This window comes from Pandoraea sp. SD6-2 (assembly GCF_000389825.1).
In the GTDB taxonomy this organism is placed as follows: domain Bacteria; phylum Pseudomonadota; class Gammaproteobacteria; order Burkholderiales; family Burkholderiaceae; genus Pandoraea; species Pandoraea communis.
In genome coordinates, this window is record NZ_KB944456.1 from 201079 (window position 1) to 215103 (window position 14025).

9 protein-coding genes are annotated in these 14025 nt (G+C 65.3%); 8 read left to right on the top strand and 1 reads right to left on the bottom strand.

Annotated features, from left to right (window positions below; translation table 11 throughout):
• Nucleotides 1-428: 428 nt before the first annotated feature.
• The 3 genes from mprF (at nucleotide 429) to C266_RS23010 (ending at nucleotide 6343) form a co-directional block, all read left to right on the top strand.
• Nucleotides 429-3113, top strand: coding sequence for a bifunctional lysylphosphatidylglycerol flippase/synthetase MprF (gene mprF, locus C266_RS23000; protein WP_010807591.1), 2685 nt, complete (start codon nucleotides 429-431; stop codon nucleotides 3111-3113).
• Nucleotides 3110-4873, top strand: coding sequence for a virulence factor family protein (locus C266_RS23005; protein WP_010807590.1), 1764 nt, complete (start codon nucleotides 3110-3112; stop codon nucleotides 4871-4873). The genes mprF and C266_RS23005 overlap by 4 nt, the downstream gene beginning before the upstream one ends.
• A 162-nt stretch (nucleotides 4874-5035) precedes the next feature.
• On the top strand, nucleotides 5036-6343 hold the full coding sequence (locus tag C266_RS23010; RefSeq protein WP_010807589.1) for a solute carrier family 23 protein: 1308 nt from the start codon (nucleotides 5036-5038) through the stop codon (nucleotides 6341-6343).
• 53 nt (nucleotides 6344-6396) lie between these two features.
• Here the strand turns inward: C266_RS23010 and C266_RS23015 are convergent, their stop codons facing one another.
• Complete coding sequence (locus C266_RS23015; protein ID WP_010807588.1) at nucleotides 6397-7308, bottom strand: LysR substrate-binding domain-containing protein; 912 nt, start codon at nucleotides 7306-7308, stop codon at nucleotides 6397-6399.
• 361 nt (nucleotides 7309-7669) lie between these two features.
• Between C266_RS23015 and C266_RS23020 the strand changes: the two genes are divergently transcribed.
• The 5 genes from C266_RS23020 (at nucleotide 7670) to C266_RS23040 (ending at nucleotide 14001) form a co-directional block, all read left to right on the top strand.
• A complete protein-coding gene (locus tag C266_RS23020) occupies nucleotides 7670-9316 on the top strand; it encodes a DEAD/DEAH box helicase (protein ID WP_010807587.1) in 1647 nt (548 codons plus the stop codon).
• 287 nt (nucleotides 9317-9603) lie between these two features.
• Nucleotides 9604-10557: a bile acid:sodium symporter family protein gene (locus C266_RS23025; protein WP_036664237.1), complete on the top strand. Its 954-nt coding sequence runs from the start codon at nucleotides 9604-9606 to the stop codon at nucleotides 10555-10557.
• 279 nt (nucleotides 10558-10836) lie between these two features.
• On the top strand, nucleotides 10837-11397 hold the full coding sequence (locus C266_RS23030) for a DapH/DapD/GlmU-related protein (protein WP_010807585.1): 561 nt from the start codon (nucleotides 10837-10839) through the stop codon (nucleotides 11395-11397).
• 79 nt (nucleotides 11398-11476) lie between these two features.
• Nucleotides 11477-12238, top strand: coding sequence for a peptidylprolyl isomerase (locus C266_RS23035; protein WP_010807584.1), 762 nt, complete (start codon nucleotides 11477-11479; stop codon nucleotides 12236-12238).
• A gap of 377 nt (nucleotides 12239-12615) precedes the next feature.
• A complete protein-coding gene (locus C266_RS23040) occupies nucleotides 12616-14001 on the top strand; it encodes an NAD(P)/FAD-dependent oxidoreductase (RefSeq protein ID WP_010807583.1) in 1386 nt (461 codons plus the stop codon).
• Nucleotides 14002-14025: the final 24 nt, after the last annotated feature.

Below are 14025 nucleotides of genomic sequence, written 5' to 3' on the forward strand. Positions count from 1 at the left end.
AGGAAAAACTTCGTTCAAATGGCTATAAAAACCCGGTATTTTACATTAAGTTGCACATATCGCGGCCTGCCGCTCATAGCTATGCGCAATCGTGCGGAGGCAACCCGCCGAGGCGGAGCACGGCGCGCCGGATGTCACCGGTATCGGACCGCCGCCATTCCCTCGCATCGCAAGAGATCGGGCGGGATCTCTCGCCACACGGGGCTCTCCGGGGACGACGGCCGTTTTGTCAGCCGTCACGGACAAGACCTGTCACGCATCGGGGTGTAAGCTATCGCCCAAACAGGCTCCGACTCGCCCATAGGCCGTAGGGGCGGCGTCCCGAAGATGGCGTCGTGCCGGCCCAAAGGCTCGACCGATACATGACTGAACCCTCCCGCGCGCGCCCGAGCCGGCCCGCAGATGCTCCTTCCCCGGTGGCGCTGCCAATGACCACCGGCGGACCCCATGCTGCGGCACCTGCCGCCGGCGGGGCGAGTGGCAGCCCGCCCGGGCCGCCCCCCATTCCACCGCTGCCACCCGCCGAGGCCGCCTGGCTCGCACTGCCAGCCCCGTTGCGCTGGCTCCGGCGTGTTCCGTGGAGCGCCGCACGGCCCTGGCTGATCGTCGCCGGTATCGCGCTGCTCGGGCTCTTCGTCTTCGACGCGCTGCATCACATGCTGCGCCATGTGCATTACGACGATATCGTTGCCGCGATTCACAACACGCCCCTGACGCGCCTGGTGCTTGCCATGCTGGCAACCCTGGCGAGCTACGCGGCGCTGACCGGTTATGACATTTCCGGGCTGCGCTTCGCCGGGGCGACGGTCAGGCGTTCGACCGTCGTACTTACCTCGTTCATCGCTTACGCGTTGGGCAACTCCGTCGGCCTTGGGGTGCTCACGGGCGGCACCGTACGGATGCGGATGTATGCGGCCGCCGGCATCGATGCGTCGAAGGTCGCGCACGCCGTGGCGTTCAACGCCGGGGCGTTCGGGCTAGGCATGACGGTGTTCGGTTCGCTCGGCATGTTGTGGGGCGCATCGCGCGTCTCGGCGCTGGTGCCGATTCCGGCTTGGATGCTGCAGGCATTCGCCGTGCTGCTGCTGGCCGGGGCGGTCGCCTTTCTCATCCTGTGCGCCCGTAGGCGCACGGTGTCTCTGTTCGGCCGTTGGCCTGTGCCGCTGCCGCCCATTGACCTCGCATTGCGCCAGTTGCTGATCTCCGCCGCCGATCTGGGCATGGCCGCTGCCGCATTGTGGTGCCTGCTGCCTGCGGGCGTGGTGGATCTGCCGACCTTCGTCGTCTTCTATGCGATTGCCATGGCACTCGGTGTGCTCAGTCATGTGCCGGGCGGCGTAGGGGTGTTCGAGGCCGTGATTCTTCTCGCGACGCACGGCCACGCCCCCGTCAGTCAGGTGGCCGGGGCGCTGGTGCTCTATCGCGGCATCTACTACCTGCTGCCGTTGATGCTCGCGGCGTGCCTGCTCGCCGGTTTCGAACTGCGTCAGGGTCCGGCGGCACCGATTGGGCGAGCGGCCGTGCGGCTCTTTCCCGGCCTGTTGGCGGCGCTCACGCTCGTTGCCGGGGTGATGCTGCTGATCTCGGGCGTGACGCCGGCCACCCGCGATGCGGAAGACTTCCTGCGCGCTCATGTGCCGCTGTTCCTTGTGGAGCTGTCGCACTTGCTCGGCAGTGTGGCCGGGCTGGCGATGCTGTTCCTCGCGCGTGGTCTGCTGCACCGGCTCGATGCGGCATGGTGGGGCTCGCTCGGCCTGACGATCATCGCGGCGGTGCTGGCAATTCCGAAGGGCATCGCGCTGTCGGAGTGCTTCGTGCTGGCCGTGCTCGCCACGTTGTTGCTCGTCTCGCGCAAGCAGTTCGACCGGCGCTCGTCGCTCTTCACGCAGACGTTCGAGCCGGGCTGGATCATTGCGGTGCTGTCGGTGCTGGGCGCGTGTACATGGCTGATGTTCATGGCGTACCGCCGCGTGGGCTACGCGAATCAGCTCTGGTGGCAGTTCACGTTCGACGGCGATGCGCCGCGCTCCATGCGTGCGTTGATGGTGGTGGCCGTGATGGGCCTGGGGCTGTCGCTGTGGCAACTGCTGCGTCAGTCCCCCGGCGCGGTGGTGCCGGCAAGCGAAGAAGAACTGGCGCGCGCGCGGGCCGTCATCCGCAAGCAAGCGGCTGCCGACGCCTGTCTCGCGCTCATGGGCGACAAGAGCTTTCTGTTCTCGCCATCGGGCAACGCGTTCATCATGTACGCGAAGCATCGCCGCTCGTGGATATCGCTCTCGGACCCGGTCGGCGATCAGAAGGAGTGGCCCGAACTGATCTGGCGCTTCATCGAACTGGCCGACGCACATGGCGGGCGCGCGGCGTTCTACAAGACGCGTCCGCAGGCGCTGCCGCTGTATATCGACGCCGGACTGCGCGCTTTCAAGCTCGGTGAGGAGGCGTTTGTCTCGCTGCCGGAGTTCAGCCTGCAAGGCTCGCGTCGCGCGAATCTGCGCCATGGGGTGACGCGCGGCGAGCGCGACGGGCTGACGCTGGAGATCGTGCCGCCCGAGGCCGTAGCGCCGTACATCGCGGAGATGCGGAGGGTGTCGAATGCATGGCTCGCGCGACAGCACACGCGTGAGAAGGGCTTCTCGCTCGGCGCGTTCGACGATGCCTACGTCGCACGTCAGCCGGTGGCGCTCGTGCGTCGCAACGAGCGGCTTGTGGCGTTCGCCACGCTAATGTGCCCCGACGTACAGCGCATCGAGGCGAGCATCGACCTGATGCGACAAGTCCCCGATGCGCCGCCGGGCACGATGGACTTCCTGTTCGCGAAGCTGATGCTGCATTTCAAAGCGCAGGGCTATCAGCGTTTCGGTCTGGGCATGGCGCCCATGTCGGGCATGCAGACGCATCAGCTCGCGCCTCGCTGGCATCGCTTCGGCCGCATGATGTTCGCGCACGGCGCGCGCTTCTACAACTTCCGGGGGCTGCGCAGCTTCAAGGACAAATTCGATCCGCAATGGGAAGCGCGTTATCTGATGACGCCGGGCGGTATCGCGCCGATGTTCACGCTGGCCGACGTGGCGGCGCTGGTGGGCGGTGGCTGGAAAGGGATGATTACCAAATGACGGGGAACACGATGGTGACGCGCGGCAAGGCGGACGAAAAGCATGCGAGATCGCGTAATCGCGCGTACGACACTCACGCCCCGCGCTGGGCGCGTCGCATCGGTGTCAGTGTCGCCGCATGCGCGGTGACGATGACGTCCGCCGCCGTACTGGCCCAGGTGTCGACCCCGATGGCATCGACGGCATCGATGGCGACTGCGGCGGCAGCGGCAACGCGCCCCAATGTGCTCAAACCCGCCCCCAGGACGGGGCCGGTCGCACAGCCCCCGGCCGCAGCGTCGAGCGTGCCTGCGCAGGTGTTGCCCCAGGCTGCCGCAGCCTCCGGCGCAGGCAACGCCGCGCCGGAGATCATGACGCATGGCCGCTTCGAGTCTGTGCCCATCTTCCGTCCGCAAGGCGAGCCGAACGCGACGGTGCTGTTCTTCTCTGACGACGACGGCTGGACGCCGCGTGCCGAACGCATGGCCCGCGCGCTCGCGGACACCGGGGCGCTCGTAGCTGGCATCGACACCGCCCGGTTGATAGCCAACTACACCAAAGACGACATTGCCTGCGTCTACGCGGCGGGCGATCTCGACAACTTTGGCCGATGGGTCGAGGCGGCGGTGAAGCTGCCCGGCTATACCCCGCCGATTCTCGTTGGCGATGGCGTAGGCGGTACGTTTGCCTACGCGATGCTCGCGCAGGCGGGAAGCGACACGTTCTCGGGCGCGTTGTCCGTCGACTTCTGTCCGGTGCTGCCGATGTCCCGGCCGCTGTGCCAGGGCGAAGGCGTGCATTTCGGACGCGGCATCACGCACACGGCAGGCGGCGCGCCGATGCGATTGCTGCCCGCGCCCGTCATGAGTGCGCCGTGGATGACGATGGGCGGTCCGATGGGCGGCCCCGCCGCGCGTGCGCCGCGCTGCTCGGATCGGGTGGCGCAGGAATTCGCCGCGCGCACGCCGAACGCGACCTGGCTCGTCGGCGGGCTCGCGGGCAGTCTGGGGGCTGTCGATACCTCCGGCACGCCATCCGCCACGGGCGCCCCGTCGATCCCTGTGCTGGCCGATTGGGTGACGCAGTACAAGAACGCATTCCGGCGTCTGAACGCGCATCACGTGGCCGGCACGGCCCGTCCGCCTGCGGCGGTGGCCGACTTGCCGGTCATCGAGGTGCCGGCCACGGGCAAGCCAGCGGCGAACATGGCTGACACCTTCGCCATCCTGCTCTCGGGCGACGGCGGTTGGGCCGGACTCGACCGCGACGTCGCCGGCGCGCTCTCCGCGCACGGCATTCCCGTGGTCGGCATCGATTCGCTGCGCTACTTCTGGTCGGCGCGCACGCCGGCGTCCGGCGCGCTCGACATCGATCGCCTCATGCGCTTCTATCAAACGCGCTGGAACAAGAAGCGCGTGATCCTCATCGGCTACTCACAAGGCGCCGACGTGCTGCCGTTCATGGTCAATCGTCTGCCCCCCGTGGCCCGCGAGCGTGTCGGGTTGCTTGTGCTGATGGGACTCGGCCAGAAAGCGGATTTCGAATTCCGTATGACCAACTGGGTGATGTCGAGCCAGAACGGTCTGCCGATTCGTCCGGAAGTGGAGCGTCTGCCTGACGGGATGGCCATGTGCGTATATGGCGCCGACGAAAACGACAGCAACTGCCCGGGGCTCGATCCCAAGCGCGTTCAGGTCGTGAAGATGCCGGGCGGTCATCATTTCGACGGCAACTACACCGGGTTGGCCGACGTCATTCTCCAGGGGGTCGGCAAGCGTTGACGGCGGGCTGTCGTGCCCGGCCAACGTATCGGGGTGTGCTTTTTCTCGCCTTGCCTTCCGTGCGGGCGCTCCGTACACTGCCGCCAGTTTTCCCATCGACCCACGCGCCGCTCGTTCCACACATGTCGCACGAGGTGGCACGGCACACAGGAGAAGATCGACATGGCTGAGGGTTATTTCCCGAAGTGGCAGCAACAGGACACGGGCACCGGCCGCGTGATCGCCCCGGATGAGCGTCTGCCCTGGCCGCAGACCATCGCGATGGGGGTGCAACACGTGGTCGCCATGTTCGGCTCGACCGTGCTCGCGCCGTTGCTCATGGGCTTCGACCCGAATCTCGCGATCTTCATGTCGGGCATCGGCACGTTGCTGTTCTTCGTGCTCGTGGGCGGGCGTGTGCCCAGCTATCTCGGTTCGAGCTTCGCCTTCATCGGTCTCGTCATCTCGGTGACGGGCTATGCCGGCAGCGGTCCGAACCTGAATATCCCGGTGGCGCTCGGCGGCATCATTGCGTGCGGCGTGCTCTACGCCGTCATCGGCCTGATCGTGATGGCCGTGGGCACCCGCTGGATCGAAGCGCTCATGCCGCCAGTGGTGACGGGGGCCGTGGTGGCCGTCATCGGCCTGAACCTTGCGCCGGTCGCCGTGAAGGGCGTCTCGGCCACCAGCTTCGATACGTGGATGGCGCTCGTGACGGTGCTGTGTGTGGGGCTGGTCGCGGTGTTCGCGCGCGGCATGGTGCAGCGTCTGTTGATTCTCGTGGGCCTGTTGCTCGCCTACGTGCTCTACGCCGTGCTGACCAACGGCATGGGCCTCGGTAAGCCCATCGACTTCTCCATCGTGGCAAACGCCGCATGGTTCGGCCTGCCGCATTTCGCTGCGCCGGTGTTCAAGCCGGAAGCTATGGTGCTGCTCGCTCCCGTCGCCATCATTCTGGTGGCGGAGAACCTCGGTCATATCAAGGCGGTGAGCGCCATGACCGGGCAGAATCTCGACCGCTACATGGGCCGCGCGTTCCTCGGCGACGGGTTGGCGACCATTGTGTCGGGCAGCGTCGGCGGCACGGGCGTGACCACGTATGCAGAGAACATCGGCGTGATGGCCGTCACGAAGATCTATTCGACGGTGGTCTTCGCCGTGGCGGCGGTGATCGCGCTGGTGCTGGGCTTCTCGCCGAAGTTCGGCGCGGTCATCCAGACGATTCCCGGCCCGGTGCTGGGCGGCGTGTCGATCGTGGTGTTCGGTCTGATTACGGTGGCCGGTGCGCGCATCTGGGTGCAGAACAAGGTCGACTTCTCGGATAACCGCAACCTGATCGTCGCAGCCGTCACGCTGGTGCTCGGTGCGGGCGACTTCACGCTGAAGTTCGGTAACTTCTCGCTGGGCGGCATCGGTTGCGCCACGTTCGGCGCGATCATCCTCTACGCGCTGCTGCGCGGACGCAGTGCATCGACGCCGGCGGCGATGTAATACGTTTCGTTTTCGCGCCACAGGGGTGGCGCAGTGGCACAACGGCACGACGTTTATGTCGTGCCGTTTTCTTTTGTGGCGACGGGCGCCGCCAGCCGATCGAGCAGCTGCCGGGCGTAGACGGGCAGGGCGTCGCGCGCTCGCACGCACAGCACCAGCATGCGCAGCGCCCATGGGTCCGAGAGCGGCACGATGCCGATGCCCAGCACAGCCGCCGAGCGCCGGGCGGCGCTCAGTGGCACGATACCCAGCGCCGCTCCGGCGGCCACGGCCCGGCACAGGCTGTCGAAGTCGCGCAGGCGCAGGCGGTAGTGCAGGGGCCGTCCCGCACGTTTCGCGTGGCCGTCCAGATGCTCGGCCAGTGCACTCTGTTCAGGCAGGCCCACGAACTCGCCGTCCAGTACGTCGATGAATGCCACGTCTTGCTGTGCGGCCAGCCCATGACCCGGCGGCGTGACGACGACCAGCCGGTCTTGCCGGAACGGCACCGTCTCCAGCCCCGTCAATTCGATCCAGTCGGAGACGACGCCGATGTCGGCCGACCCTTCGAGCACCGCTTGCACGACGGCCGGACTCGTCTGCTCGCGCAGTGATATCTCGACGCTCGGATGCTCGGCGAGGAACGCGCCCAGCAGATCTGGCAGGAACTCGGACATCGCAACGGTGTTGGCGGCGATGCGTACGTTGCCTTTGAGCCCGGCCGCGTATTCGCCCAATTCGCCGCGCATTTGCTCGATCTGGGCGAGCACGCGTCGCGCGTGAGCGAGCAGTGCGCGTCCCGCAGGTGTGGGAATGACCCCCTGGCGGTGACGCATGAACAGCGCAACGCCCAGCGCCTCTTCGAGACCGCGTATGCGCGCGCTGGCGGAGGCCAGCGTCAGATGGGCGCGTTCGGCGCCGCCGGTGATGCTGCCGGCGTCGGCAACCAGCAGGCAAAGACGCAGATCGGTCAGGTCGAATCGCACGGGGCAGGCGGCAGGGCGTTGGGGCAATGGCGTCAGTGTAGCGGCTCGGCCGGGGTGTTCGCACGCGTGGTGGAATATCCGAATATTGGGCCTTGCGGACGTCCAAAAACCGATGTCGACTGACTTGGGAAAGGGCACATGGTAAACTACTCGCTTTCAAGACACGGCCGTACCCGCGACGGCCTCGCCCGCCAAGCCGCTTGATTTCATCGCCGGCGGGTCGTCTTGCCGGCGTCATCCGGCGCATCGCCCCCTATGAGCGCGATGCCCGTCGCACGCCCTACGCGGGCATTCCACCAAAAATAAACAACATCGATACGCGCGGGGACACACATCGTGGAGTCCGCGCATTGGTCTTTATATGTCTTTTGAAACGCTCGGCCTATCGGCCGACATCCTGCGTGCGGTTGCCGACCTTGGCTATACGCACCCGACTCCGATTCAACTGCAAGCGATTCCGGCCGTCCTGCAAGGCGGCGACCTCCTCGCCGGTGCCCAGACCGGGACCGGCAAGACGGCAGGCTTCACGCTGCCGATTCTGCAAATGCTCGCTTCGCGTGCACGTCCCGCGCAGGCGAACGGCAAGCGACCCGTGCGTGCCCTCGTGCTGACTCCTACGCGCGAGCTGGCCGCACAGGTCGAGGAAAGCGTCACGCAATACGGCAAGTACCTGCGCCTGACATCCATGACCGTGTTCGGTGGTGTGTCGATGGTGCCGCAGGTCAAGCAATTGGCGCGTGGCGTAGATATTCTCGTCGCCACGCCGGGCCGTCTGCTCGATCACATGCAGCAGAAGACGGTCGACCTGTCCGGCGTCGAGATTCTCGTGCTGGACGAAGCCGATCGCATGCTCGACATGGGCTTCATCCGCGATATCCGCCGGGTGCTGGCGGTGTTGCCTGCGCAGCGTCAGAACCTGCTGTTCTCGGCCACGTTCTCCGACGAAATCAAGCAACTGGCAGATGGCCTGCTCAAGTCGCCCGCGCTCATCGAAGTGGCACGTCGCAACACTACGGCCGAGACCGTCGCACAGAAGATTCACCCGGTCGATCGCGACCGCAAGCGCGAACTGCTGGAGCACCTCGTGCGCGAGCACAACTGGTTTCAGGTGCTCGTGTTCACCCGCACCAAGCACGGTGCGAACCGTCTGGCCGAACAGTTGACGAAGGGCGGCATTCCCGCGCTCGCCATCCACGGTAACAAGAGTCAGGGCGCGCGTACGCGTGCGCTCGCCGAATTCAAGAGCGGCACGCTGCAAGTGCTGGTCGCGACCGATATCGCCGCACGCGGTATCGACATCGACCAACTGCCGCATGTGGTCAACTTCGATCTGCCGGAAGTGGCGGAAGACTACGTGCACCGTATCGGCCGCACGGGCCGTGCAGGCGCGAACGGCGAAGCCGTATCGCTCGTGTGCGTGGACGAACATCAACTGCTCACGCAGATCGAGCGCCTCATCAAGCGCACGATCGACCGCGAAGTGATTCCGGGCTTCGAGCCGGACCCGCATGCCGTGGCGCAACCGATTCGCAAGACGCAACAGGGCCGTGGCGCTGGCGGTCGTGGCGGACGCAGCGGCGGTGACGACGCGCGCCAACCGGCACGCGCCCCGCGTGAAGCCCGTGAGCCGCGCGACGCGGGCCGGGGTGCACGGCACAGCGATGAGCCGAAGCCGCGTCGCGAAGGCGAGCGCGGCGGCCGTCAGGGGGGGAATGGTGGCAACGGTGGCAAGGCAGGTACCGGCATGAACGCCGGCAATGCCGGCCAAGGTGCCCAGCAACGCCAACAGGCGCCCAAGCGCCAGGGCGATGCCCAACGCGCACCAACGCGTGCCGCACAGAATTCCGCTACGCCGCGTCAAGGTCAGGAAGGCCGCAACGCACCGAACGCTCCTCGTGTACAGGGCGGCGGTGGCGAGCGCGGCGACTTCGCCCAGCGAGGTCCGCGCCCGGCGCGTCGTGACGGCGCCGGGGGCGCGCTGCTGATGGGCAAACCCAAGCGAGACTGAGCGTTCGCAAGAGGTATTAACGGTGCGCGCGCAACTCAACATTCCGATGAACTTGAGTTGCGCGTCTGGCATTCGTCTCGCCGTCATGCGAGGTCGCGGCGCGGCCCGCGATTCGCACCGGTCAGCGTCATCCGGACGGTTCCGGAAGGCCGGGTCGCGCAAAATAAGTAAAATATTAACCTTTTGCGCCCGGCGGCTCGGGTGTGGCAGAGGCGATGATGCCGGGCGTGACCCGGCCGCACCGGCTCGTCAGCGCACGCGCCGCGTACCTGTTCTTCGAGGATTTCATGATTGCCCGTGTCACCCGGCTGTTCCCGTTGTGGGCCCTGCTGCTGTCCGTTCTCGCCTTTTATTCGCCCGGCAGCTTCTCCGGCATTACGCCGCACGTCACGGCGCTCCTGACCGTCGTGATGTTCGCGATGGGCGTGACGCTCACCTTCGACGATTTCAAGCGCGTATTCACGCGTCCTGCGCCGATTGTCGCTGGTGTGGTGCTGCACTATCTTGTCATGCCGCTGGCGGCCTGGATCATTGCGCGCGTGTTGCACATGCCGCCGGATCTGACGGCCGGTATGGTGCTCGTGGGCAGTGTGGCGAGCGGCACGGCGTCGAATGTCATGATCTATCTGGCGCGCGGCGACGTAGCGCTGTCGGTCACGATCAGCGCCATGTCCACGCTCGTCGGTGTGTTCGCCACGCCGTTGCTCACGCGCCTGTATGTCGATGCCTCGATTGCGGTCGACGTCGAGGGCATGTTGCTGTCGATTCTTCAGATCGTGGCGCTGCCGATCGGCGCGGGGCTGCTCATCAACCGCTATCTCGGTCGTGCGGTACGCGCTGTCGAAGGCTACCTGCCGCTCGTCTCGATGGTCGCTATCGTGCTCATCATCGGCGCGGTGGTCGGTGCCAATCAGGGCAACATCGCCACGGTCGGGCCGTTGGTGATGGTCGGCGTGATATTGCACAACGGACTGGGTCTGCTCGGCGGTTACTGGGGCGGACGTTTGCTGGGGTTCGACGAATCGATCTGCCGCACGCTGGCCATCGAAGTCGGCATGCAGAACTCGGGGCTGGCCGCCACGCTCGGCAAGATCTACTTCACGCCGCTGGCCGCACTGCCGGGCGCACTGTTCTCCGTGTGGCACAACCTTTCGGGGTCGCTGCTCGCGGGCTACTGGCGAGGCCGTCCGACTGGCACCGCGAACGATTCGCCGGCGCCGGCCGCGCGCGCGCAACACTGAGCTTCTCATGCGCCGCACGCGGGTGTGTGCGGCGCGCAACGGGTGCACGCACCGTCATCGCGTGTATTTGCCTTTCTGTCTCTCATCGCCTACAACTTCGATATACCGTTCGCGGCGGTGAGAGAATCCGCATCACGGCGCCCGTCCGTGTTCCCTTTCCCCCGCTCGCCCACTGGGCGTATTCCGACGTGGTCAGCTCAGACAGCGATGTGTCGTGCGAGATGCGCGATGTCCTGCTGCAACCCGGCGTACGAGCGAGCGGTCCGGAGTCACTGAACAATGTTGAGAAAGAACCCGCGCGGGGATTACCCCGTGGTGCACGAGACCTCGTTCGTCGATCCCACGGCCATTCTGTGCGGCCAGATCATCGTCGGGGAGAACGTCTTCATCGGACCTTACGCGGTGTTGCGTGCCGATGAGGTCGATGAGAACGGCGGGATGGAGCCGATCGTGATCGGCGCCAACTCCAATATCCAGGACGGGGTTGTGATCCATTCGAAGGACGGCGCACGCGTTTCCATCGGCGAAAACACATCGATTGCCCATCGCTCCATCGTGCACGGGCCTTGTGTTATCGGCAGCAACGTCTTCATCGGGTTCAATTCGGTGCTGTTCAACTGCGTCGTGCACGACGGCGTGGTGGTGCGGCACAACAGCGTGGTCGATGGACGCGATATTCCCGAGAATTTCTACATTCCCTCGACCACACACATCAGCCGCGAGACCGATCTCGCGACCATTCCGAAAGTCACCGTCGACGCGCGTGAGTTTTCCGAGTCGGTGAGCCGCACGAACGTGCAGCTCGCACGTGCCTACCGTCGTATTCAGAACGAGTTCTGACGGCAGGCGATTGGCACGCGGAAAGGGACCGATGCGTGCGTATGAGCGGGGGCAATGAAGGTTTTCGTGGGAGTCCGTCATGTCTTTGAGTGTCAATGGGATTGTCATCGACGCACGCCGCGTCGCCGATGAGATCGATCTGCATCGAGACGCGGCCGATCCGGAAGCGGCTGCCCAGCGCGCGCTCGTCAGCCGCGAGTTGCTGCGCCAGCGCGCGCGCGACTTGCGGCTGCTGACCGATGCCAATGACGCGAACGCGAGCGACGACGCGATCGTCGACGCGCTTTTCACCCGCGATGTGCAGGTACGTCGTCCGACCGAAGCCGAATGCCGGGCCTATTTCCACGAACATGCGAGTCAGTTTCGCGTCGGCGATAAAGTGCAGGCGAGTCACATTCTGTTTGCGCTGTCGGCGGGCGTGCCGCTGTCCACCACGTTGCAACGCGCGCAATCGGCACTGGATGCCGTGCTCGCCGAGCCGGCCTCGTTCGAGTCGGTGGCGCAATCGATGTCGGATTGTCCGTCAGGGCGCGCAGGCGGCAGTCTGGGCATGCTTGCCCGCGGTAGCGGCGCGCCGGAGTTTGAGCTGGTGCTGTTCTGCGGTGACCGTCTGGGCGTGTTGCCGAGACTCGTGAACACACGCTATGGCTTCCATGTCGTACGTATCGAGCGCCGCGTGAAAGGGCGCATGCCGCCGTTTGAGCGCGTGGCCGAGCGTATTGCCGCGCTGTTGTACGAACAAGCCCGAGCGCGCGCGTTGCGCCACTATGTGGCGTTACTTGCCGGGGCCGCCGACATCAGCGGCGCCAACGATAACGAAGGGACGCCACGCGTGCAGTAGCGACGATGCTCGCATGCCATGCATGAGTGACACGCGTCGAAAGACGGCATATGAGGTGAAGCACTGAGCGCGTAACGTTCGTTTGCAAAGTCTTTCGGTCAAGGGCCGGGTTCTGTATTCCACAGAACCCGGCCCTTTCTGTTTGTGCGCGAAGGCACGCGTGCAAACCGGCATCGCGTCGTCGAACGGCCCTGGAAATTCCAACGGGATGCAAAGGACACGACGTTTATCAAGTGACTGTGACAGTTCACTATGAGTAAACGCGCTATGGGATTACAGCGGTTTGTTTCATTCACCTATGCTTAGGATGTCGTGATATTCGAGTGTCATTGTCACGACACTTGAAGCATGTCCCATGAACATGCGGGGGCTCTACGATGACATCCACTGCGGCATGCGCCGTCGTTGGCGGCGGCATATCCGGCATTGCGACGGTGCACTATCTGCGCAAGGCCGGCATTCCTGCTGAGTTGATCGAACGGCAAGCGACGGTGGGCGGCCGGATCTGTTCCGCCACGCTCGACGGTTGCCGGATCGATCTGGGCGGCAAGAACATCGGTCGGCACTACGAGCGTTTTCGCACACTCGCCCACGAACTCGGTCCATTTGCGTTCGAGCCTTTCGGCATCAACACGTCACGTATCCGGAATGGCCGGATTGTCACGCTGGACAGCACGCGTCGCCTGAGTAGTACCTTCGCATACATGCGGGGCTGCCCGCCGGCAGACGCCTTGCGCCTCGGCGGACTTTGCCTGCGAGTGTGGCTCGATGCGCGCAACCGGTTTCTTGACGGCCCGTCATTCGCAAGTCTGGCCAGACACTACGACGACTCGCCGCTCAGTTCGCACTTCAGCCCGGAATTTTGCCGCGCCGTCGTGCGGGCAATGTCGGTACGAATGAACGGCGCGGAGCCCGACGAGATCTACCTTGGCAACTTCGGCACCCACCTGGGGATGTGGCTCGATACCTACGATCAGTTCAAGGACGGCATGGGTGCCTTCGTCGACGCGGCAACCGCTTCGGTACAGGTCCGCTGCGAGGCTCGCGTCGAGCGTATCGCGGTTCGCAACGGCCGGGTCTGCGGTTTGTCGGTGCGTCACGCCGACGGCCGCACCCGTGACATGGAATACGACCACGTGGTGCTTGCGACGCCAGCGGGCGTCAGTGCCGACCTGCTTCGTGAGCACGATGCGGTACTCGCGGCAGCATTCGACGGGATTCGCTACTTCCCGGTGCTGGTTCTGGTGGCGATGTATCGCCGGCCAATATTCTCAGCCCAGGTGCGGGGCCTGTCATTTGGTCCGGACCAGGCGTTGAGCAACGCTGGCGCCTATGGCGTCGATCGGCTGGACATGGTGCGCTATACGTTCAGCGGTCGTAAAGCACGCGAGCTTATCGAACGTGCCGGGCATGCCGATAGTGTCGATGATTCGCATGCCGAAGCGTTACTGGATCTCGCCGAGGCGACCCTGCGCCAATACGTCCCGGTGGAGCGCTCGGACCGGCGGGATGTCGTCGCCCATCTGTTCGACCCGGGGCTGTGCGCCTACGCGCCGCACCACTATCGGTTGCGGGCATTGCTGGAGGACCGTCGGCACATGATCGACGGTCTCTCGTTCGCTGGCGATTATTTGCGCGGCGCGTCGATCGAGGCTTGCGTGTTTTCAGCGCAGGAGGCGGCGTCTCGCATTGTCCAATCGCTTCTCGAACACCGCAGAAGCCGACCCCCCGGCGTTGGGTACAGCGGCTACGCATCGACGTAACGTTACGTCCACTCCCCCCCCCCC